Source organism: Acinetobacter sp. NIPH 298 (assembly GCF_000369505.1).
Lineage (GTDB): Bacteria > Pseudomonadota > Gammaproteobacteria > Pseudomonadales > Moraxellaceae > Acinetobacter.
On record NZ_KB850053.1, the window covers coordinates 17,938 to 41,725 of the forward strand.

Sequence of the window (23,788 nt, forward strand, 5' to 3'; positions counted from 1 at the left end):
ACTAAATAGATTGATTTATAAAACAGTTGTATAGGCTAAAGTCTATTTTGCCAATGCAACACCACATGCTAAAACATAGCGCTTGTTACTGCTTATAAAACGCAGTCAAACCAAGCTCTCATCATAAAATTAGAATTTGTTAGGTGGTCAAACGTGGCGATATCTGTACTGGTAATAAACTGTGGTTCATCATCTATTAAATATGCGCTTATCTCAGAACGCCGTGAAGATCGTATTTATGGTCTAGCAGAAAACTTGGGTGCAGCCGATGCTCGGATTAAAGGTATCACGCTTGGTGGTGAAGCACTTGAACTCTCGATTCCGTATGCAGATCATGCCAAAGCTTTAGAAACCCTGCTCGCACGTTTATCTAATTACAATCCTCAAGCCATTGGGCATCGTGTAGTACATGGTGGCAATATGACCCATGCTGAGCAATTAACCCAACAAACGATTGATCGCATTCGTGATGCAATTCCACTTGCACCTTTGCACAACCCCGCAAATTTGATCGGGATTGAGGCAACCATGGCGTTATTTCCACAACTCCCTCAAGTGGCTGTCTTTGATACCGCATTCCATCAAACCATGCCTGAACGCGCCTATCGTTATGCCTTACCACAATTTTTATATGATCAGCACCAAGTTCGTCGTTATGGCTTCCATGGTACTAGTCATGCTTATGTGACAGAACGCGCCAGTGAGTTAGCAGGTCAGAAGAACCAAGGCGGTTGGCTCAGTGCTCACTTAGGCAATGGCAGCTCGACCTGTGCGGTTTGGAATGGACAGAGCCTTGATACTTCGATGGGTATGACCCCACTTGAAGGTGTCGTGATGGGTACCCGTAGTGGTGATGTTGATCCAAGCCTTCCTTTATTTTTATCCAACAATTTAGGCTGGGATATCCAAAAAATTGACAGTATGCTTAACAAAGACAGTGGCTTATTGGGCTTGTCGGGTTTATCCAATGACATGCGTACGTTAGTTGAAGCATCTGAAAATGGTCATGAAGGTGCAATACTCGCGATCGAAGTCTTTTGTTATCGACTCGCAAAATCTTTATCTGCGTTAAGTTGCGCCCTGCCTCGTTTAGATGGTTTGATTTTTACTGGTGGTATTGGTGAAAATTCTACCGATGTGCGTGAAAAGACTTTAGCGTATTTATCACACTTTGGTCTGCAATTTAGTCAAGAGAAAAATAATAGCTTAGCGCGAGGTAGCGAAGGCCGTATTGACCAAGGTACAGGCCCACAAATCTGGGTGATTCCAACAGATGAAGAAGGTCGTATTGCCAAAGAAACGCGCCAAGTGCTTGAACAAACTGTTTAACCTACTCAATAAAAAATTAAGGTCATTATGAATACGATTTTACTTATTCCCACAGGTGAAGGTGTTGGTTTAACCTCTGCTTGTTTAGGCATGATTTACGCACTGGACTGTAAAGGGATCAATGCGGGTTTCTTAAAACCATTTTCTCAAATCGCAGATGTAACCGTTGATCGCACCACAACTTTATATCGTCATTTATTCCAGCATCATGCTGTAGAGCCGATAACCTATGATCGTTTAACCCAACTCATCGCACTCGGTGAAACAGATGAGTTGTTGGAAGAAGCCGTTGCACTGCATCGCCAAATTGCGGCTGATCATGATGTGATTATTGTGGAAGGTCTTGTGCCAAATGGACAAGATCACTTCGCCATCGAAGTCAATGCCGCATTAGCACAAGCATTTGATGCTCAAGTGGTGTTGGTCAGTACCGCAGATTTAGCTGATCCGCGCAAAACGGCAGAACGAATAGATGCTCACTTACGTCAATTCGGCGGCGCAGCATCGACACGAACAACGGGCGTATTATTTATGCGTACCAAAGGACTGCCTGAAAGCACAGCAGCAATCCCAGTGACCCTTGATCCAAGTTTACGCTTAGATCAAAAAATAGCTGATTTTTCCTTAGAATTACAACACTACAATCGTTTTATCGGCACAGAAGCATTGCCGATTATCGGCTTAGTTCCTTTTAGCAATATACTCAGCGTGCCACGAAGTTTAGACATTGCTGAAATCGTCAACGGCACATGGTTACATCAAGGTGACGCCAAACATCGCCGCATACTGCATACCAGTTTAATTGCGTCCAACATTGAATCTGAATTACACAAATTTGTAGCAGGCGAGCTTATTATTAGTGCGTCGCAACGTACCGATACTTTGCTTGCTGCAAGCCTTGCTAGTAGTAACGGCACACCATTGGCGGGTTTAGTGCTCACCGAAAAATCCCCACCCTCCGAAAATGTATTAGAATTCTGTCAAAGTGCGATTAAACAAGGTTTACCTGTTTTACATACCCCACTTACGACATTAGAGGCACTGAAAAAGCTCAGCCGTTTTGGTAATGAAATTCCGATTGATGATACCGAACGAGCGGAACAAGTCACCCGATTTGTTTCCAGTCATATTGATAGCCAATGGCTTGATCAACATACGCAACATAATTTGCATCCACGCTTATCTCCTTCCGCCTTCCGTTATGAATTAGTGCAAAAATCCATTGCAGCCAAAAAACGTATTGTTTTACCTGAAGGTGATGAACCTCGTACTGTCCAAGCGGCTGCCATTTGTCAGGCACGTGGTATTGCACAGTGTGTGTTATTGGCCAAACCAGAGTCGGTGGCAGAAGTTGCGAAAGCCCGCGGAATTCAACTTCCTGAAGATTTACAGATCATCGATCCTGATAGCATTCGAGAGCAATATATCGAACCAATGGTCGAGTTACGTAAAGGAAAATTGGATGCACTCCAAGCGATTGCCCAACTCCAAGACACAGTTGTACTCGGCACGATGATGTTGGCATTGGATGAAGTGGATGGTTTGGTTTCAGGTGCGATTCATACCACGGCGAATACGGTTCGCCCTGCATTTCAGTTAATCAAAGCTGCACCGAACTATTCACTGGTATCATCCATCTTCTTTATGCTGTTACCAGATGAAGTCTTTGTTTATGGTGACTGTGCGATCAATCCCGACCCAACGGCAGAACAACTGGCTGAAATTGCGATTCAATCCGCAGACTCTGCCAAAGCGTTTGGGATTGATCCAAGAATTGCCATGATTAGCTATTCAACAGGAACCTCTGGCACTGGCGCTGATGTAGACAAAGTTCGTCAAGCCACCGAAATAGCGCAACAACGTCGACCAGACTTACTGATTGATGGACCTCTACAATATGATGCCGCTTCAGTTGAAAGTGTGGGCCGTCAAAAAGCGCCTGATTCACAAGTGGCTGGGCGTGCCAATGTGTTTATTTTCCCTGATTTAAATACGGGCAACACTACCTATAAAGCGGTGCAACGTGCTGCCAATGTGGTCAGTGTCGGCCCGATGCTGCAAGGCTTGAATAAACCAGTCAATGACTTATCTCGTGGTGCATTAGTTGATGATATTGTGTTTACCATTGCGTTAACGGCGATTCAAGCGGAATAACATCACCAAACCCAAATTACCGCTTTGATTAAAACAGCTATTTATCTCAATAAATAGCTGTTTTAATTTAGATAAACCGTGCCAACCAAACCGTATGCCCTGCACACTCAGGATCTTCCGCCACCATATTGATCACTTCAAATCCATATCTTTCCAATAAAGTACGATATTCATCAGCGGCTAAACTGGCATGGTATAACGGCTCACCAAACATCTCGCCGATTGCCTCACCATGTGCAGATCCACTGGTAAACATTAGAACTGTTCCGGTTCTGGCATGATGCGCAAAAGATGCAAACATGTTTCTTTGATCATCGTGCGTGAGATGAAAAAAACTATCCCAAGCCAAAATCCCCTGAAATTTCTGATCAACGTTAAAATGACGAAAATCTTGCTGTATCCATCTCTGCTCAGGAAAACTTGATTGCGCCATTTCAATCATTGCATCTGAGGCATCTACCCCTGTGATCTGATGCCCATGTTCAATCAAGTATGCCGCGATGGGTTTGGCAGAGCCGCAACCCAAATCCAAAAGATGAGAATTGACTGGAATCAAAGCAAGAAATTGATCTAACCATGTTTTTTCATATAAATGGTTGCCTCGACGCTCGGTCCACGCACGACCATGTTTTTTATAAATATCAATAATGTTTTTTGCCAAATCTGCTTGCATCACTACACTCCTGTTCAGTCTGGGCTAAGCCTGTTTTGACCGGGTCAGCACGCTTGCCTGTGGGCTTTTAATAAAGAAAATCGCATTGCCACCTAGAATCAAAATCACACCTATCATGGCATTGATATGCCATTGATAACCTTCCCATATCGTGGATATGACCAAAGCCACCAAAGGAAATAGCAATGTACTATATGCTGCCTTTCCTGCACCAATACGCCCAATCAAATAAAAGTAAGCCGTAAATCCAATCACAGAACCAAATACGGCCAAATAGAGTAAAGCTGTGATTGCACTCCATTGCATACTTGGAAAGAAGTTATCTTGCTTAAAGCCTGAAATCAATGCCATCAACAGCGCACCATAGAGCATGCCATAAGCATTGGTGGTGAAGATATCCAAACCTTGCTTTTGATGCCGAGTACTGATCATATTCCCCAGCGAAAAACCATAAGTGCCCAACACACACAACGCAATCCCCATCAGGGTATTACGATTTAAGTCAGCTCCGATCACATCATGCCAAAATAGAGCAATGATACCGAGTAAGCCTAACAAAGCTGCGGGATAAAAACGTGCTGAGACCTGTTGAGCGAAGAACAGTTTGGTGTTGATGACATTAAAAATCATCGCCATAGAAAATATAACAGCTTCTAAGCCACTGCTGATATATTGCACTGCATAGTAAAAACAAACGAAGTTCAAGCCAAAAACACATAAACCTTGTAATAAACAGAACAAGTGATCTGTGCGATTTAGCTTTTGCAGTTTTCTACTCAAGATGACAAAAACAAATAATATCATCGCAGAAATAAAGAAACGCCAGAACACGGCGACATTGGCAGTGATACCACTTTGTTGCTGTAGACTAATCGCAATCCATGTGGTTCCCCAGATCACCACAACCGAAGCATATAACAGCGCATTCATATTTTATAAACCAAAAATCATTTACACTATTTTGCTTGGTCTTAGATCACGATAGCTTGCATCATCTTGCGCTCACTATCACCAACTTGCGGTTTTCTATTTCTTCTCTTGCATCGATAACAATTATGTATTAAAAATCGCTACACTAGTCACATATCTCAAGCTTTGAGTAGAAGATGAAATATCAGATTCTAGATCAATTACAACAATATAAAGCGCAATTACTCGACTCGGTAGAACTGGGTTCGGGTATGCAATTGGCGATGTGGCAAAACAACCAAGATCGTGTCAATGTCTGTAGTAACCACCATACTTTAAGTATGTATATTCAAGGTGGCTATCAGAGTTATCAGAAGACCGCTCAAGGTTGGCACAATGGCGGCGGGCCAGATCGTATGTGTCTCATGCCACAAGATTTTGACTCAACATGGGATCTGCGTGATTCACTCACATTTGTGCATCTTTATTATACTCAACAGCATTTACAACGCGTGGCTGAACAAGTCTGGGATCGTGAGCCGAGTCAAATCACGCTCAACCCACAAGTGTTTGTATCTGACCCACACATCTCGATGATTTACCGACACTTCCTACTTAACGGGGCATGGGGTAATCACGAGAATCATTTACAAATGAGCACCGCGACTACGCTATTGCTTAATCACCTCATTAAAAATTATAGCCACACACAATGGCAAGTACCTGTCGTAAAAGGAGGTTTATCACCATATGTGCTAAGGCAACTTTTAGAATGGATCGATCAGCATTTGTATCTCAGCCTCACACTGTCTGATTTGGCGCAACAAACGCAACTCAGTGAATATCATTTTGCACATATGTTTAAACAATCCATGCAGATGCCACCGCATCAATATGTAATGCAACGTCGCCTAGAACTGGCGCATCAAGCCCTACAGACCACCCGCTTAAATCTCACCGAAATTTCTGCGCAATATGGCTTTAGTTCAAGTAGTCATTTTAGTAATCGCTTTAAGAGATATTTCGGCTACTCCCCCTCTCAAATGAGAATCAAGTCAGGTTAATTTATTTTACCAATAAACCACTTTTAGGCGAATTTAGCCACTTTGTGTTTCTTGCTTAGACAGGTAAGTAAAAAAATTATCAAAAAGTCGAATATTCAGCCCCTTCGACCTTTAGTCAAATACATGCTAAAACTCCCACAATGCAGACTTTTTGTCATATAATTTAGCCCGCCAGCTAATCGCCCGCTCAAGAGAATTTTGATATGACAACGATCATCAAACAAGATGACTTGATTACATCAATCAAGGATGCCCTGCAGTTTATTTCTTACTATCACCCACAAGACTTCATCCAAGCGATGAGCCGTGCTTATGATCGTGAAGAAAACCAAGCTGCAAAAGATGCAATTGCCCAGATCCTCATCAACTCACGTATGTGTGCTGAAGGCCATCGACCAATCTGTCAAGATACAGGGATTGTCAATGTTTTCCTTGAAGTGGGTTTAGACGTTAAATTTGATTTAAGCATGAGCTTAGATGATGCAATCAACGAAGGTGTTCGCCAAGGTTACTTAGAGAACTCAAACGTCCTCCGTGCTTCTGTTTTGGCTGATCCAGCTTTTGGTCGTAAGAATACTAAAGACAACACCCCTGCCGTGATCCACTATAAACTCGTACCAGGTAACAAAGTTGATATTACCGTTGCTGCGAAAGGTGGCGGTTCAGAAAACAAATCAAAACTTGCCATGCTCAACCCATCTGATTCCATCGTAGATTGGGTCCTTAAAACAGTCCCAACCATGGGTGCAGGCTGGTGTCCACCGGGTATGCTCGGTATCGGTATCGGTGGTACTGCTGAAAAAGCCATGATGCTTGCAAAGGAAGCACTCATGGAAGAAATCAACATGGACGAATTACTTCGTCGTGGCCCACAAAACAAGATGGAAGAACTCCGTATCGAGATCTTCGAGAAAGTGAATGCACTTGGTATTGGTGCACAAGGTCTTGGTGGTTTGACCACGGTTCTTGATATTAAAATCAAAGACTATCCATGCCACGCTGCAGGTAAGCCAGTCGGTATGATTCCGAACTGTGCGGCAACACGTCACGCGCACTTCCAACTTGATGGTACTGGTGTTGCACATATCCAAGCACCGAAACTTGAAGACTATCCTGCTGTCACTTGGGATTCTTCAAAATCAACACGTGTAAATCTGGATACCATTACCCAAGAAGAGATGAATGCTTGGAAGCCGGGCGATACTTTATTGTTAAACGGTACGATCTATACGGGTCGTGATGCGGCACACAAGCGCATGGTTGACATGTTGAACAATGGTGAAGAACTGCCTGTTGATTTAAAAGGTAAGTTTATTTACTACGTGGGTCCAGTCGATCCAGTGGGTGATGAAGTGGTTGGTCCTGCTGGCCCGACAACTGCAACCCGTATGGACAAGTTTACCCGTCAAGTGTTAGAAGCAACGGGCTTATTCGGTATGATCGGAAAAGCGGACCGTGGTCCGGCTGCGATTGAAGCGATCAAAGACAATCAAGCAACTTACTTGATGGCCGTTGGTGGTGCAGCATATCTCGTATCGAAAGCAGTACGCGAAGCTGAAGTGGTTGCATTTGCTGACTTAGGTATGGAAGCAATCTACAAGTTTGTGGTTGAAGATATGCCTGTTTCTGTCGCGGTTGATGTAAATGGCACGTCGATCCATGCGACTGCACCAAAAATCTGGCAAGCAAAAATTGGAAAAATTCCAGTGGTTGATGCTGCACAGGCTTAAGCCCCGTGTATAACCACTAAGTATAAGTGGCATTCACTTTAAAGGCATTGAGGTCATCCTCAATGCCTTTTTTAATGTTTGATATTTGAAAATACGACAAAAACTCCATTACACTGCTTAAACATCAAAAAAGGAGAACTCTCAATATTATGCTTTATCAAAGATTTTTACTTTTATCTTCACTTGCTATTTGCTCTAGCAGCTATGCTCATACTGAACCTGACTTACAGCAACAAATAAACAGCCTAAAACAACAACTTGCTGCACTCGAAACCAAACTACACCAACAACAAGCCAAAGCATCAGATGAGAAAATAGAGACCACCCACACTGAGGCTAAAAAAAGTAAAGTCGAGGTCGGAGGAGCAGTTCGTGCAAATTTAGGCATCAACTCATACGAAAAAGGCAATAAAGACCGTCATGGCGATTTTGACTTCGATATGATCGCACTCAAATTTAATGGCAATGTCGATGACATTCTACTCGGTGCAGAACTGCGCTTTTATGACTACATGACAACCGTCAAATATGCTTGGCTAGGTTATGAGTTCATGCCTAATTGGGAAATTAAAGCTGGGATCACGCCTGTCCGCTTTGGTAATCAACCCTATAATTCTCATAGCTACTATTTCAGTCCAAACTATTATATTGGTTTAGAAGATGACTTTGACCTTGGGATCCTCGTTTCACGCCAAATGAAAGATAATTGGCGACTCGATTTAGGTTTCTATAAAAATGATGAATTAGGGGGCGTTGATGGGTATGTCGATGATCGTAGTAAACGCTACTCATATGATGTTGTTGGCGTACGAGCTAACGATGAAGATATTTATGCCGAACCAACGCAAAAAATTGGTGAATACAATACGCTTTCAGGTCGCGTAGGTTATCAATTTGATCTCGGTGGGATCTCCAGTGAAATCGGAACATCTGCACTTTATGGTGGACTGCATGACAACCAAAAACGCGTCGGAAACTACCATGCATGGGCAGTTCATCTCAATAGTAATTATCAACGCTGGAACGTTCAATTACAGCACAGCCAATATGACTACAATGTCAACAACAATGCGGAACGTATGATTGTTGGCGCATATGGCTTCTATGACTCCATTGCAGCACAAGCCAAATCCTTAAGTGCCAATGTTGCCTATACGCTGCCCGTTTCTTTGGGTCCGATTTCACAACTGCAATTTTATAATGATTACGGCATGATTTATGACAAATCTGATAATAGCCGTGACACCTTTATGAACACTACTGGTGTTGCTGTTTCTGCAGGGAATTTCTTTAGTTACGTTGATTTTGTCAATGCAAAAAATCAACCTTTTATTGGGGGAAGTGTTGCAGGCGATAGCTCTAAAACGGAACAACGCTTTAATATTAATCTAGGTTATTATTTCTAAGCCTTAAACTTTTGCAGAAGGCACAATCAAATTGTGCTTTCCTGCATAGATGATTATAACCACATTACCAAGTCAAAGGATTCCATAACTTAAATGGTTTAACCAAATGTACCTCTGATTTTGCATCATATTTTTCAGGTTTAAGCTCTTGAGGCTTAGAACGAATCTTGCCAGATTCATCCTGTGCCACAAAATTATAGCTTGATGATTTTAAGCGTGTAAATGCAATTTCTTGACGAGCGACTTTTTCAGGCGTTGGCATAAATGGACCACTCGGCTCACTTCGAGAAATCTTATTTTCCTCATCATATTTAATGAAATAAGTTTGCTCAGCATCAACGCTAAAATCGATATATTTCGGTTTTTGGAAATGTAATCCAACCAAAGGACGGCTCACGCTCAATCTGTAAGTGCCTGCGGGTAATTCTAGCCAATAATAATGATTGTGCAACAAACTTGGAATACGATGACCATTGATAAATAAGTTTGCGGCAGCAATTTCCTGACGATTCCATCGCGTATCTGGACGATAGAGATAGACCACCGCTGCTTGTTGATTTTGTGGCTTAATTGGTGAGAAATGTTGCCCTAACTTTTGATTGACCCAACCACCTACAGAGAAGCCACTGACGTGGTATTGATCAGATAAACTAGGTTCTTTTTCAGTATCAACAGGTGGTAGCGTTGCGGTCAGTGCTGTTGGATTCTGTTCAACGACCTTATGACTTTGACAGCCAGCCAATACCCCTGCACAACATAATGACAATATTAAATAACGCATGACATCCCTCAAGGCGTTTTCTTGGATTTATTTTTAACTGCGCAACACTATGCGGTTTTTCCAATTTTTAAGATTAACACCTCAATGCCCAATTGCAAATAAAAAAAGCATGAAAAGCGAGGCCTTTCATGCTTTTTTAGATAAACGATAGATCTGTGGCGTTAAGCCGATTTAGAATCTATCACTTTTAAATCTTTCTTTTCACTGACTTCAGACTTCGTCACTTGCGGTAAACGCTCTGCTTTAAATGTCGGTTTGGCTGTACCATTAATCACAGCTTCATCAACAATCACAGTACCCACATCTGTACGACTTGGCAAATCATACATGGTTTCGAGCAGTACATTTTCTAAAATAGAACGTAGACCACGCGCGCCTGTATTACGCTCAAGTGCTTTTTTCGCCACAGCGCGTAATGCAGATTCATCAAAGACTAAGTCTACATCTTCCATCGTGAACAAATGTTGGTATTGACGTGTTAACGCATTTTTAGGTTCTGTCAGAATCTGCATAAGTGCATCCTCATCCAGTTCCTCTAAAGTTGCGATCACAGGCAAACGACCAATAAACTCAGGAATCAACCCAAACTTCACAAGATCATTTGCTTCCACCTGACGGAATAATTCTGATACTTTCTTCCGATCATCTTTATTCTTTACATCAGCCGTGAAACCAATACCGCCCTTTTCTTGACGTTGTTGGACGATTTTTTCCAAGCCTGAAAAAGCACCGCCACAAATAAACAAAATATTGGCAGTATCAATTTGGATAAATTCTTGCTGAGGATGCTTACGACCACCTTGAGGCGGAATAGAAGCAACAGTCCCTTCAATCATTTTCAGCAATGCTTGTTGTACACCTTCACCCGATACATCACGAGTAATAGACGGATTTTCAGATTTACGCGTAATCTTATCGATTTCATCAATGTAGATAATACCTTTTTGGGCTTTCTCTACATCATAATCCGCTTTTTGCAATAACTTCTGCACAATGTTTTCTACATCTTCACCGACATAGCCAGCTTCGGTGAGTGTCGTCGCATCTGCCATCGCAAAAGGAACATCGAGTAAACGAGCAAGTGTTTGCGCAAGTAAAGTTTTACCCGAACCTGTTGGTCCGATCAGCAAAATATTACTTTTTGCAATTTCAACTTCTTGATCGGTATGACCAGACTGCCCCACTTTCAAGCGTTTATAATGATTATACACCGCCACAGATAAGGTTTTCTTTGCAATATCTTGTCCAATAACATACTGATCTAAGGCAGCACGTATTTCATGTGGCTTAGGCAATGCTTTGCTTGCCCAATCACCAGCTTCGACCTGTTGACTGGTTTGTACCAAGTCCAAGCAGACATCCACACACTCATTACAAATATATGCGTCCTCACCTGCAATCAGTTTCCCGACTTCAGACTGCGTTTTACCGCAAAATGAACAATGTTTTTGTCCTTGAGGATGTTCGGACATATTTACTCCAATTCTTGAATCTTTAGAAAATTACGGGCGCTTACTTAATACTTGATCAACTAAACCATATTCTTTAGCGGCTTGTGCCGTCATGAAATTATCACGATCTGTATCACGAGCAACCGTTTCATAGTCTTGACCACTATGCTCGGCCATCAAACGATTCAAGCGTTCTTTGATAAAGAGTATCTCACGTGCATGAATCTCAATATCTGAGGCTTGACCACGGAAACCACCTAAAGGTTGATGAATCATCACACGCGCATTTTCAAGACAGTAACGCTTTCCTTTGGCACCCGCATTTAACAGGAATGCACCCATCGACGCAGCTTGACCCATACAGTAAGTCACCACATCAGGTTTGATAAACTGCATGGTGTCATAAATCGCCATACCCGCAGTGACAGATCCGCCAGGTGAGTTGATATATAGATGAATATCTTTTTCAGGATTTTCAGCTTCTAAAAACAACATTTGCGCAACGATTAAGTTGGCCATGTTGTCTTCCACTTCACCCGTCAAGAAAATGACACGCTCGCGTAGGAGACGTGAAAAAATATCAAATGAGCGCTCACCACGAGATGACTGCTCGACGACTACAGGAACTAAAGCATTATCAATTGTTGGAACATACATACGTTTACTTATTCCTAAATTATTGTGACACGATCTATGCCAACAATATGAGGGATAATCGATGAAATTGCAAAAGGTTCAATCTGAAATATTCGATTATTTAGACTAAAATCTGGCAATTTTTTAACAAATTAACACTTTCATAACATAGACAAAGACAGATAAAAAAAGGCGCTTACGCGCCTTTCTTCTCAACTTTTGAAAGATTAGCCACGGCGAGCTTGTTGCTCTTTCAATAAGTCTTCATAGCTTACAGCAACTTCATTTACTTTAGCAGCAGCTAAAATATGATCAACTACTTGGTCTTCTAAAACCACAGCTTCGATTTGAGCACGTTGCTGTTTGTCAGTTTTAAAGTATTCAATAACTTCAGTTGGATCTTCATAAGAAGAAGCCATGTCATCGATATAAGCTTCTACACGCGCTTGATCAACTTCAAGTTTCGCATCAGCCATTACTTTGCTAACCAACACACCAAGTTTAACTGATTTTTCAGCTTGTTCTTTGAACAACTCATCAGGAAGCATGCTGCTATCAAATGATTGAGCGCCTTGAGCACCAAACTGTTGCGTAAACTGTTGGATCATTTGTTGACGTTGACGGTCAATTTCTTGAGCAACCATAGAAGCTGGCACTTCGATTTCGTTTGCAGCAACAAGCGCATCAAATGCAGCTTGTTTAATTTGGTTGCGAAGACCGTTACGAACTTCACGATCCATATTCTTGCGAACATCAGCTTTTAACTTATCTAAGCCTTCTTCTTCAGTTACACCAAAAATCTGTAAGAATTCAGCATCAATTTCAGGAAGCTTTGGTTTTTCAACTTGCTTCACTGTGATTTTGAATTGAGCAGCTTTACCAGCCAAGTTTTCAGCTTGGTAATCTTCTGGGAAAGTAACATCAATCACTTTCTCTTCGCCTGCTTTCATGCCAACGATACCATCTTCGAAACCTGGGATCATACGACCTGAACCAAGTACCAGCTTAAAGTCTTCAGCCGTACCGCCTTCGAACTTCTCGCCATCAACAGTACCTTCAAAGTCGAAAGTCACTTGCATGTCTTTCTTCGCCATACCTTTGGTTACAGCCCAAGTTTGACGTTGTTTTTGCAAGTTTTCGATCATTGTATCAACGTCTTTATCGTTGATTTCAGATGATTTACGTTCAACTTCCAAGTCAGCAAAAGCTTTTACTTCTACTTCTGGATAAACTTCAACAGTTGCTTCATAAACTAAAGCATCGTCTTTGTTTTCAACTTTTTCAATGTTCGGCATACCGACAGCATTGATTTTTTCTTGTTGAATCGCTTCAAACACGGTATCACGAATGATGTCATTCACAACTTCTTGATAAATGCCCGCACCATATTCACGGCGTACTACATTTAAAGGCACTTTACCTGGACGGAAGCCGTTGATCTTCACAGTTTTGGCAGTGCGCTGTAAGCGAGCTTCAAACTGCTCGTTAACACGGCTCGTCGGTACAGAAACATTTAAACGACGGGCAACGCCCGAAACCGCTTCAGTCGTTACTTGCATGGCTTCCTCGATATATAGTTAGTAATAACAATTTTTTAAAGTGCCACATTATATGACAACTTTTCAGATATACAAAATTAGATGATGAAAAAGTCACTTACTTTCATTTTTTTCTTTAATTAACGCCAATTTAACAGCTTTCTTAAATAAAACTTAAAACAATGTTTCTTTTTGTTGTTAATGATAAGTTTTATCATTATCATTACAGCATTTTTAATATTTATCATTCGCGTGATTTGTGTTTTTATTTAGGGATATTTCAGTTATGGCAAGTTTCAACCCTCACCCTCTCTCCGCTGCGTTACTCGCTCTTGCATCTAGCGCTACATATGCCAACAATGAACCAGCAACGCATCAGTTATCAACAATCGTGGTTTCCGCAGCAGGTTATGAGCAAGATATTAAAAATGCGCCGGCATCGATTTCAGTAATTACCAAAGAACAATTAGAAAAAAAACCATATACCACGCTATTAGATGCTGTACGTGATCTTGAGGGTATCGATGTTGGGGAAACTCGAGATAAAACAGGACAAGGAACAATTTCTATCAGAGGTATGGGTGCAGATTACACCTTAATTTTAGTCAATGGACGTAAGCAAAATAACCACGGTGACATTTATCCAAATAGCTTTGGAGGAAACCAATTCAATCATATTCCCCCATTAGATGCGATTGAACGTATTGAGGTCATCCGTGGTCCTGCATCTACACTTTATGGCGCAGATGCCATGGGCGGGGTGATTAACATTATCACCAAAAAAGTCACCGATGTTTGGACAGGATCAGCAAGTATTGGCCGTACCCATCAAAGTAATGATGACTTCGGTAACGATACCACCGCAGACTTTAATATTATGGGACCCATCATCAAAGATGTTCTTGGATTATCGATTCGGGGCAGTATTTATGAACGTGATGCATCTACCCCTGAATTTACCTCAATCACAGATCCAGCAGGAAATACCCATTATCGTTCGCTCAGTTTTGGTGGTGGGGGGAAAACTGTAGATAACACCAATCATGCACTCGGTTTAAGCTTGAGCTGGAAACCAACAGATAATCAAAGCTTAGTATTCGATTACGATGCCTCTCGTCAAAAATATGACAATAATCCAGTAAAAGCACCTGACGGTACAACACAATTCCCTTTGGGGACTGTCGATAGTATTGAGACTATTTGGCGCACTCAAAAAGTCAATGGTGTGACAGTTGCTGCTCCACGTGCAGGATATATAAATGAACAAAAATTTGATCGTGATGCCTTTGCTTTGACCCATGAGGGAGACTGGAGTTGGGCAAAAAGTTTTGTCTCATTAGGTTATGTTGAAACCAATAACCAAGGTCGTACTCTGCCATTTACGGTTGCTGAGCGTAAACAACTATTGGAAATGATCAACGGCACTGGCAGCTATGAAGGTCTAACACTTGATGAGCGTAAAGCAATTGCTGAATCCACCTTCTTGCCACGTAAAAAACGAAGCTTAGAAAGTAATCAATGGACGCTAGATGCAAAACTCGATATTCCATTTGAATTGGCAGGTGCTCACACAACTGTCCTTGGTACACAAATTTCTCGTGGCGAATTAATCGACGGGATCTTTGGAATGGAAAATGGTACGACCGACGGCAAACAAAAAAATAATATGTGGTCACTCTTTGTTGAAGACACTTGGAACATTTTTGCTCCTTTCGCTTTAACGACTGGTATTCGTTATGATAATCACGAAGTATTTGGCGATCAGTTTAGCCCGCGCATTTATGGTGTTTATACCTTTAATGATCAGTGGACTGTAAAAGGTGGAGTAAGTACTGGTTATAAACCACCTAAAACAACTCAGCTTTATAACGGTGTGGTTATGTTTGGCGCTCAAGGAACATCACCACAATTTGGTAACCCCGATTTGAAACCAGAAACCAGCGTGAGTTCTGAGTTGGCTGCATACTGGCAACACCGATCAGGTCACAGCTTTAATGCCACCATCTTTCATAATAAATTTGAAGATAAAATCGCATCACAGCCATGTGGAGCAAATACGACCGTAACCTGCTCTGGTACAGGAGAATATGCGGAACTGGGTTACAGTAACAGTAGCAAAACAGTCAATATTGATGAGGTTGTCATTCAAGGTGCTGAACTGGCGGCACGCTGGCAGTTAGTTGAAAATATTGCGGCTTTACGCGCCAACTATACCTACACGGACAGCGAGCAAAAAAGTGGGGCAGAAAAAGGACAACCTTTAGGTAATAGTGCAAAACACATGGCAAATATTGCGGCTGACTTCAATATCACGGATAAATTATCGACCTATGTTGCTTATGAAACGCATTCAAAACGTTTCCGCAATGTGGATACAAATGGTAATGAGCTTTACTATAAGCAATATGGTGTATTGAATTTAGGCGCAAGTTATAAAATCAATGAAATATTTACCATCAATGGTCGTGTAAATAACCTATTGGATGAAGACTTTACATCTTATTCCACAACCTTTGCAGATAATGGTGATGGTACTTATACACCAACATATCAGGATCATTACAATAATAAGGATAAAGCACGCAACTTTTGGTTAAGTATCAACGCGCGCTTCTAACAGACCTCATCTTTTGGGACTCTATCTAAGAGTAGAGTTCCAAAAGTCTTAATTACTAAACTTGGTGATCGTTTACCTCAAGCACTTAAAGATCGTCAAAATGAATTATTAAATGCTGTTAAATCTGCTTAATGATTAAATGACATAAAAAGGTCGCTGAGGCGACCTTTTTTGTTGTCTGATGATTTGGCTTTTAATATAAAAAACCTATTCCATAAGAAGAATAGGTTTTAAGAAATGGCAACTACCAATATTAATTATTTTTTAGACAATACTTTAAAACACCTGAAATAAAATGTACTTTTCGAGGTAACTAAAGTATCCTCATTTCAAATTACTAGCAATAATAATTTTTATTCTCTTCGGATTTATTCTTACATTAAAATATTTACTCCAACAGGAAATAAATCAAAATGTTCTAGTAAACCATTTTTTTAGCGTCTCTTCTGAGAGTTCACCATTATCATAAATTTCTCTAAATACATATAAAGCAATACTGAAGTCTTGATTAACATATTGAGCCTCCCATTCATCATCATACGGTGAAAATACAAAAACTTCTGTAGGCTCTTCAGCAGAGTTATTTAAAAGGCTAAAATATGCCCCCTGCGGATACCTTTCACACTCATCAATTGAACATGCCAACAAATAACCATATCTCGGATCACAAACAAAACTATACCTATCATAAATGATAAATTCTGTAATCTCCCTAAACTCCACATATAATCCATCATTATGTACTGGCTGTACCTTTTCGACTATAAACTCACCACCATTCTTATAGATACTCTCAAGCCATTCAACAATAGTTCTCCATTCCGTCTCAAGATAATTAATTTTATAACTGTTAGCAACAGGCTTTCGCACCACATAACTCAGCTGATAAAGAAACATTTTCTTTCCTTAATAACTTATCGACCATAAAAAGGGGTTTGGGAAATTTTTGTCTTTATAATAGGCTTTTCGTTCACTGTTATAATAACCTTCTGATATGTTGTTGCGATACCTCTATCTGTATCATAAATAGTCAATTGTTTCAGACCTGATCTTTCATACATTGGCTGCATTACTTCTACACAATAACTACATACCTCTTTCCCTCTAACAAGGATTTCCATATTTTCCCCTTTAGTTAAACCTGCTTCATATGCTCGTTGAATTAATGCTACTTCAGCATGAGCATTTTTCATTGTTAAATTTGGATTATTAGGATTTACTTTACTTCCCGCAGCAAGAGTAGGAGTATCTATTCTATTTGCTTCAGGTCGAGCCGTTTGATTCGTGTCAAACATATACTTACCACCAATCTTAGTCTCAGCAGTTACAGTTATTGGTGATTTTGCTCCTGATAAGGTTTTACCAATTCTAATATCTACTTTTTGCTGTTCAGAAAGATAGTTTGCTAACTCTCTAGGATCCTGATAGCGCGTTGTCGGTTTATAATCCTGATTTAATACTGTTTTAGAATATAAAACTTTTAAGTCTTCTGCTTCTTTAAGCATCTGATTTCGAGTAGCAGCGGTAATACCTACAGCACCAGGCCCATAAATTGCACCTTCTGCAAATAAACCATCTATTGCTAATCTAAGGTTAACATTACAAGCAGCGGGATTAGATAAACAAGCTCTAACTACTACCCCCCCTGCAGCACCACCACCAACTGCAGCTATAGCACCAAATAATAGTACTGTATCGCGTAACTGTTTATCCTGATAATTTTGCCATTTTGTATTACATGCAGCATCAATTGAACCTCCACAATTTAGATCCACGAATGACAATATTTTTGAGGCTGACGCGACATATTGATCATTCTCATCATATTTAAATTGATCTAATGCATATGAACCTCGATAATTCGTTAACTTTTGAGTAAAAGTAATATTACCCAGAGGTTGGTTCATTAATTCAGTCAACCCACTTTGTCTTTGAGTTGCATGCGTTATTTTACATTCAATAGTTGTGCACTTGGCATAGGCATCATCATTAATCCCCCAAATGCTTTTATTTACCTCATAGTATGTCCCTTTAGAATCATACCCACCAAAATATTTGGCATCGACATCTTTTAAACATGATGAGTTATTTTTACAATCCGAGATTGCTTTTCTTAAGTTTTTAACTTGTTGTGCTGTTAAATAATTGTTTGTAACAGCATTTTCAGCAGATGATGCTGCAATATTTACATCATATCCAGAATAAGCGGCTACGACTCCTGAAACTAATTTAGTAGTACCCACCACTTTTTTTCTAAAAGCATCTTTCTCTTCTTGAGTTGCCGTACTGCTCGGTTTATCAAAGAATCCTGCTACAACCTCTGCAACACTAGCACCTATTGCACCTGCTTCACATTCCTTTTGTACCGCAGCTGCAACACAACCAGCCGCTGCATGGGCAATTTTATGTAATGCATACTCCCATGCACTTGGATCAATTTTATCTAAATGAGTACCAATCTTTGTTGCCATCTCAGCTTGTAAAGCATTTGTCACCCCAGCCAGCAATGCTTTCTCAAGACTATCTGATAAACTCTCACCTTGTAAGGTACTGCTGATTAAGTTCGAACCAACACCTTGGACAAAATTATTTGCAATTTTTTCTGCCGTTGGAAAACCATTTAAATCAATTTTAAGGCTTGTACTTAAACCTTCCACTAGCCCAGCTGTTACCACTGTAATTGCCAAACTTTTTACTGAATCTTTACTTCCTAGCTCTTTAAATGTTGCTGATAGATTACCACCATTATTGATTAAGCTAATAGAGGCTTGTGTCGTCAAACTTAGTAACGCAGCATTAGTTACTGTTCCACCAGTTGATAGTATTGCCCCTACACCTGCTCCACCTGTCGCTGCTGCAATTGCAATAGCAAGAATCGCTGCCCCCGCTGCAGTTAAGCCCTGAGAATTATAATCCCAACTCTCTTGTGCCAGCTTAACCGCTTCCCAATTGACATCTTTACGGTTAACCAAATCTTTTAGGTAAGCATTACCAGGTTGATTCGCAAGTTTTAAAACTTCTGCTCGGACATCATTATCTTTACCTGATACAACAGCTACCTGTACGGTCAAACCGCCTTTGGCTTCAAATTTCGGTGCAACAGGTCCATTAAAACTTGGAAGTTTTGCTGTTTCCGTAATCGAACCTTTATCTTGCATCGACTGCCAAACAACTGAGTTACTTTGTTTATTTAGGGTTTTTGTAACAGTAGTAGATGCTCCTTCTAATGTAATCGTCCCACCAGCTTTGAAATGAGCATCTTGATAGTTAAACTCAGACCCTTGTATTAAAGTGTCAAATTCCGATCTAGTGTTAATATAATCAGCTGTTGCTTTAAGCGGTAATTGTTTTACCATTTCATGTGTCGCCACACTTTTTGAATCATTATACTTAATGCCAAGTAAAGACGATCTTGTTTTTTTTGTCGTTTCTTTTTTCTTATGTTCATCTACCGCATATAAATAGATATTTTTCGCATCAACATTAATATCCCCAACTGCATGTAACTGGGTAGAATACAGCTTGGTATCTCCTTTACTCAGAATCTTAATATCACCACCTATCAAAGTGGTGGGAATAGCCTCCGCAATCTGAGATACTGAGGTTGTTGTGATTTTTTTCTTCTTGCCGTACCATGACCGCTTGGTTGTTGTATTTGTACTACGATCATATCCTTGATCCACCCCAACTGTTAAATTTATTCCGGCCCCGCTCTCTAATAATAAATTATTTCTTCCCATCAAGCCTAAAATATCCGCACCTTGTATCTCAATATTTGCATCTGCTGTTTGGCCAGTCGAACGAATTTTTACAGCATGTCTACCTGAAACGGTCGAACCCTGAAAATATTCTCGTTGTGTATAATTAGAATCTGTGTCTTTTCCAATTTCATAACCATCATTCACACCATCTATTAGAATAGATGCAGCCACTTGATTTGCACTTTCTCTTGCCGTTACTGTCTTGTTAAGTACTCCATTTGCTTCAAGATTGACCGCACTAAGTGTACCAAATGCTTTAATATCAGCATTCCTAGCCAAAATACCATTACTCGATGTAATATTAATATTTCCAAAACCCGATATTAATTCGCTACCAACATGTTCATAGCCATTAAATTGTTTAGCTTTATTTGTTGCTGACTCGGCTTGTTTAATTTCTTGTAAAATGGCTTCACGATCAGCGTTTAATGAAGCAGTCCCCAATAAAATATTCATTATTTCATCAATTGATTCTTGCTTATAACCTCGCATTGAAAATATTACTTGCAATGTAGCAGAACCCATTAAGGCGTTTCCTGCTATATAAAATCTCAAATCTTCTAAAGATTTATCAATATTTCCAAGTTGTAACTTTAATTGCTGTGCTCTATTAGCACCTGTGACTGAGTACGTGTTTTTCAAGGCATCTATAATCACATCACCTGAAGTAGCAACAATATTGATATCCTTATCCGCTTTAAGCTTAGATGCGTCCAGCCTAACAGTTGTCCCTTGTAAAGTTATTCGACCATTATCTGTGTTGAGCTTGACTACTTGCTCACTGCCATTACCTTTGGTTCCACCAGTCCCTTTTAGGGTTAGCGTACCTTTTTTGGAAATTAAATCTATATCACCTACAGCTGAAAGCTTATGTTTCGATGGATCAATTGTAAGATTATTACCCGTTTGAATACTTAAGTCACCATTGAGCAGGTTAAGTTTCGCATCATTTTTTAATAAATCACTTCCAGTAGCCTTATAATTCATCCCTCCGTTATCAAGTATAAAACCGCCTGCCTCCATTAAAACAGCACCACCAATTATATTGGTATTTTGTAATACTTGATTGCCTGTAGCTGTTACAGAAGTGACCCCTTTTGATGTTAGATTTGTGATTTTATTTGGAATCCATTTCGTTCCTGGTGTGTACTCTGCATTAATATAAACGGTACGCCCCGAACTCACCGCCAAATGCTGATCTGAAGTGACGTTTACACCTTGTAAAGTGAGTAAGTCTTTTGCATGGAGCTCAGTGTTGCCTTTTGAGGTCAATACACTATCTTTAATGGTCGTCATTCCAACCTTATTACTGCTTGTAAGGTTGTCTAAAGTAGAACTCAGATGCGTATTTTTAATCTGAATATCAGATTTATTATTATTTAAAGAAATTTCCTGAGCGGTAAGCACAGAATTTATATTACGCTCTCTTCCTGTATCGCCTGTAATATAAATATCAGTATTACCTTCTAAAGAAATTCCATTTTGGCTTGAAACTTCAATTTTTCCTTGGCTTGCTGTCAACTTACCTGCATTTAATGAAATTTTCCCATCTTCTACGGTACTTATGGTAATACCTTTACTCACAGCTAAACTCGTTTGTATGGTCTTAGTCTCGTCTTTATCTGCCCATGGCGTATCTATGGTCTCTTGAATTGAGTTTAGGTTGATATCTTTACTCGCTATCAGAGACATCTTTCCTGATGAACTAACTAACAAACTATTCGCAGTAATACTGCCATTTAAGGCATTAATGTTTATATCGCCTGTATTTGCCCAGAGTCGACTTCCTTGATCAAGTAGGATATTGCCACCATTACTCACAATATCAACACCATTCGCCCCAGAACCCGTCATATAAATATTTTTAGTGGTAATATTTTTCCCAGAAAGTTTTAGCCCGCCACCTCCTGATAACTTAGAGTTTTGATCCTTACCTTCTAATCTCAACTGATTGCCTGCACCTAACTGAATTTTTCCTGCGGTATATGGGAATTCTTGATTTGCAGTGGTAAAACTTAAATTATTGCCTGCATAGGCATTAATACTGTTCACTTGAGCTTGGCTACTATTTGCTTTCTTAATAAAATCGATATTGTTTAGGGTGATGTCTTTGTCTGCATAAATTGCAAGCTCTTTTGCTGCGCTGACACTTCCACCTTGAACCGTGATTTTATTTAACGCCGTTTCTTTTGAGCTGGACTGTAATTGGATATTGCCTGTTGAAGCATGTAATTTGGTATCTGTAAGATTGAGATGATTATTCGCACTGACAGTCAAATCTTTAGCCGCAACCAATCCTGCTTTGTTTGAAGTAAAGTCTTTTTGGGCTTGAATATGAGCGGAGCCTCGATTACTTCTAAGTTCTGAGTTTGCAGCTAAATTGATATTTGTCGCATCGATATAGAGGTCGCCTGTTGCTCCCATATTTCTAATCTTGGCTGAATCAGCCACATTGACATTGCCTTTCGCACTGACGATCAAAGGTGAAGATGCAACACCTTCATAATTCAAAGTCACTTCTTTGGCTTTGATATTGATATCATTACCAGAATCTAAACTTAATAAACCAAAGCTGCTAATCGTCCCTGCCGAGTTAATATCAGCGGCTGTCCCCGTGCCGGTGGTCGAAACACTGACCAAACCTTGAGTTTTACTGGTTGAGCTGATGGCTCCTGTATGCTCAATTTTTCCTGCACTGGTAACGACAAGGTTGTTTACCGCTTGCAGTGTGCCCGCATTATTAACCCCTAGCCCTTTTTCTGTGCCCACAAGATAGATGTTATTGGCATACATACCACCCAAAGCTTTGACATCAATGGCAACCGTTGGTGCTGCCGCAGTTGAGGTTTTATTCTGAATTTGTGTGAGATCTGCACTAATGGTATTGGCACCTGTCACCACCTGAATGTCTTGTTCAGCATGAAGTTGTGCATTGAGTTCTAAAGCTCTGGTATAGATATCAAGATAGCTGGCATTGTTATTTGCCCCACCCAAGCCGAGCTGTGAGCCTGTATTTGCAGAAATACTGATCTTACCTTGGTCGATCACAAATTGTTTGATCGAACCATCCGCATTGAACTGTGGTTTACCAGTCGTTAATGTCGCTCTGTTGGCATTAATAAAACCACCACCTTTGACATTGATCCCCGATGGGTTGGCAATAATCAGTTCCGCTCGTTGACCTGCAATTTCAAGGTTACCTTCAAATTGGCTCGCTCGTGCTGAGTTGACTTCATTTAAAATCAGGCGGGCTTCACCTGTTTGTAAGTACGGGTTAGCACCAACACTCCCCACAATGCTTGATGCAGCACCTGTACGACTGTTATTGAGTACTGCCCCCTGCGTTGGGACATCAAACTCTTTATAGATGTTGTGTGATACACCGCTTTTATTCGGTGTTTGAATATTAATCACAGGTACATTTTGTTTTTGTGAGTTTTGTCCAACCCCAATCACAGGTCGATTTGCAGCCGGTGCGCCAGTGTCTGCCACCATGCCTGCATAAACCGTTGAAAGTGGCATCCACATACTCATACTGGCAACCAAGGCCTTGACGTGCCAAAGCTGATGGAATGATTCATCATCAGCACGGGTCGTTGCTGTGGTTGAACCACTACTTTGACCTGATGCTTTACTTTGGCTTTTTGCATTTTCTGCAACAGCCATAAACATTTGACGTGCTTTGTTATAAATAATACGGTAACGGTTCTTGTTCATATCAGTTCTGCTATAAGTTGAA

General features: G+C 40.5%; 14 protein-coding genes. 6 read left to right on the forward strand and 8 right to left on the reverse strand.

Translation table 11 applies throughout. The features are described 5' to 3' along the window. The first annotated feature begins 153 nt into the window (after positions 1 to 153). On the forward strand, positions 154 to 1,329 hold the full coding sequence (locus F903_RS00085; protein ID WP_005193614.1) for an acetate/propionate family kinase: 1,176 nt from the start codon (positions 154 to 156) through the stop codon (positions 1,327 to 1,329). 27 nt (positions 1,330 to 1,356) lie between these two features. Next, a complete protein-coding gene (gene pta, locus F903_RS00090) occupies positions 1,357 to 3,483 on the forward strand; it encodes a phosphate acetyltransferase (RefSeq protein WP_005193615.1) in 2,127 nt (708 codons plus the stop codon). Positions 3,484 to 3,550: 67 nt separating this feature from the next. On the opposite strand, the gene F903_RS00095 is transcribed toward pta, so the two are convergent. Together F903_RS00095 and F903_RS00100 are read right to left on the reverse strand one after the other, a co-directional pair. Further along, entirely contained in the window at positions 3,551 to 4,156 is a 606-nt protein-coding gene (locus tag F903_RS00095) for a class I SAM-dependent DNA methyltransferase (protein ID WP_005193616.1), read from the reverse strand. Positions 4,157 to 4,180: 24 nt separating this feature from the next. Then, positions 4,181 to 5,086 (reverse strand): DMT family transporter, encoded by a 906-nt coding sequence (locus tag F903_RS00100; RefSeq protein ID WP_005193617.1) that lies wholly within the window; start codon positions 5,084 to 5,086, stop codon positions 4,181 to 4,183. 176 nt (positions 5,087 to 5,262) lie between these two features. Between F903_RS00100 and F903_RS00105 the strand changes: the two genes are divergently transcribed. The 3 genes from F903_RS00105 (at position 5,263) to F903_RS00115 (ending at position 9,265) form a co-directional block, all read left to right on the forward strand. Next, positions 5,263 to 6,129: a helix-turn-helix transcriptional regulator gene (locus F903_RS00105; RefSeq protein ID WP_005193618.1), complete on the forward strand. Its 867-nt coding sequence runs from the start codon at positions 5,263 to 5,265 to the stop codon at positions 6,127 to 6,129. A gap of 203 nt (positions 6,130 to 6,332) precedes the next feature. After that, positions 6,333 to 7,859 (forward strand): fumarate hydratase, encoded by a 1,527-nt coding sequence (locus tag F903_RS00110; RefSeq protein WP_004672888.1) that lies wholly within the window; start codon positions 6,333 to 6,335, stop codon positions 7,857 to 7,859. A 149-nt stretch (positions 7,860 to 8,008) separates the two neighbouring features. Continuing rightward, positions 8,009 to 9,265 carry a hypothetical protein gene (locus F903_RS00115; RefSeq protein WP_005193620.1) on the forward strand — a complete coding sequence of 419 codons (1,257 nt, stop codon included), beginning with the start codon at positions 8,009 to 8,011 and terminating at the stop codon, positions 9,263 to 9,265. Positions 9,266 to 9,329: 64 nt separating this feature from the next. Here F903_RS00115 and F903_RS00120 read toward each other — a convergent pair whose 3' ends face one another. The 4 genes from F903_RS00120 to tig form a co-directional block, all read right to left on the reverse strand. Beyond that, complete coding sequence (locus F903_RS00120) at positions 9,330 to 10,046, reverse strand: DUF2846 domain-containing protein (RefSeq protein ID WP_005193621.1); 717 nt, start codon at positions 10,044 to 10,046, stop codon at positions 9,330 to 9,332. Positions 10,047 to 10,207: 161 nt separating this feature from the next. Beyond that, positions 10,208 to 11,518: an ATP-dependent protease ATP-binding subunit ClpX gene (gene clpX / locus F903_RS00125; RefSeq protein WP_004672894.1), complete on the reverse strand. Its 1,311-nt coding sequence runs from the start codon at positions 11,516 to 11,518 to the stop codon at positions 10,208 to 10,210. Positions 11,519 to 11,548: 30 nt separating this feature from the next. Continuing rightward, positions 11,549 to 12,154 carry an ATP-dependent Clp endopeptidase proteolytic subunit ClpP gene (gene clpP / locus F903_RS00130; RefSeq protein ID WP_005193623.1) on the reverse strand — a complete coding sequence of 202 codons (606 nt, stop codon included), beginning with the start codon at positions 12,152 to 12,154 and terminating at the stop codon, positions 11,549 to 11,551. Between the two features lie 206 nt (positions 12,155 to 12,360). Beyond that, the gene (gene tig / locus F903_RS00135) at positions 12,361 to 13,692 is read right to left on the reverse strand and encodes a trigger factor (RefSeq protein WP_005193624.1); all 1,332 of its coding nucleotides are present in this window, start codon (positions 13,690 to 13,692) and stop codon (positions 12,361 to 12,363) included. A gap of 265 nt (positions 13,693 to 13,957) precedes the next feature. On the opposite strand from tig, the gene F903_RS00140 reads away from it, so the two are divergent. Beyond that, a complete protein-coding gene (locus F903_RS00140; RefSeq protein WP_005193625.1) occupies positions 13,958 to 16,288 on the forward strand; it encodes a TonB-dependent receptor domain-containing protein in 2,331 nt (776 codons plus the stop codon). A 408-nt stretch (positions 16,289 to 16,696) separates the two neighbouring features. Here F903_RS00140 and F903_RS00145 read toward each other — a convergent pair whose 3' ends face one another. Continuing rightward, on the reverse strand, positions 16,697 to 17,185 hold the full coding sequence (locus tag F903_RS00145) for a hypothetical protein (RefSeq protein WP_005193626.1): 489 nt from the start codon (positions 17,183 to 17,185) through the stop codon (positions 16,697 to 16,699). Between the two features lie 17 nt (positions 17,186 to 17,202). Continuing rightward, complete coding sequence (locus F903_RS00150; RefSeq protein WP_005193627.1) at positions 17,203 to 23,766, reverse strand: two-partner secretion domain-containing protein; 6,564 nt, start codon at positions 23,764 to 23,766, stop codon at positions 17,203 to 17,205. Positions 23,767 to 23,788 lie beyond the last annotated feature (22 nt).

Excerpts from the sequence above, each read along its gene's own strand:
- tig (WP_005193624.1), bottom strand. The coding sequence starts at position 13,692 with ATGCAAGTAACGACTGAAGCGGTTTCGGGCGTTGCCCGTCGTTTAAAT.
- F903_RS00145 (WP_005193626.1), bottom strand. The coding sequence starts at position 17,185 with ATGTTTCTTTATCAGCTGAGTTATGTGGTGCGAAAGCCTGTTGCTAAC.
- F903_RS00100 (WP_005193617.1), bottom strand. The coding sequence starts at position 5,086 with ATGAATGCGCTGTTATATGCTTCGGTTGTGGTGATCTGGGGAACCACA.
- clpP (WP_005193623.1), bottom strand. The coding sequence starts at position 12,154 with ATGTATGTTCCAACAATTGATAATGCTTTAGTTCCTGTAGTCGTCGAG.
- F903_RS00120 (WP_005193621.1), bottom strand. The coding sequence starts at position 10,046 with ATGCGTTATTTAATATTGTCATTATGTTGTGCAGGGGTATTGGCTGGC.
- clpX (WP_004672894.1), bottom strand. The coding sequence starts at position 11,518 with ATGTCCGAACATCCTCAAGGACAAAAACATTGTTCATTTTGCGGTAAA.
- F903_RS00095 (WP_005193616.1), bottom strand. The coding sequence starts at position 4,156 with ATGCAAGCAGATTTGGCAAAAAACATTATTGATATTTATAAAAAACAT.
- F903_RS00140 (WP_005193625.1), top strand. The coding sequence starts at position 13,958 with ATGGCAAGTTTCAACCCTCACCCTCTCTCCGCTGCGTTACTCGCTCTT.
- F903_RS00105 (WP_005193618.1), top strand. The coding sequence starts at position 5,263 with ATGAAATATCAGATTCTAGATCAATTACAACAATATAAAGCGCAATTA.
- F903_RS00150 (WP_005193627.1), bottom strand. The coding sequence starts at position 23,766 with ATGAACAAGAACCGTTACCGTATTATTTATAACAAAGCACGTCAAATG.
- pta (WP_005193615.1), top strand. The coding sequence starts at position 1,357 with ATGAATACGATTTTACTTATTCCCACAGGTGAAGGTGTTGGTTTAACC.
- F903_RS00110 (WP_004672888.1), top strand. The coding sequence starts at position 6,333 with ATGACAACGATCATCAAACAAGATGACTTGATTACATCAATCAAGGAT.
- F903_RS00115 (WP_005193620.1), top strand. The coding sequence starts at position 8,009 with ATGCTTTATCAAAGATTTTTACTTTTATCTTCACTTGCTATTTGCTCT.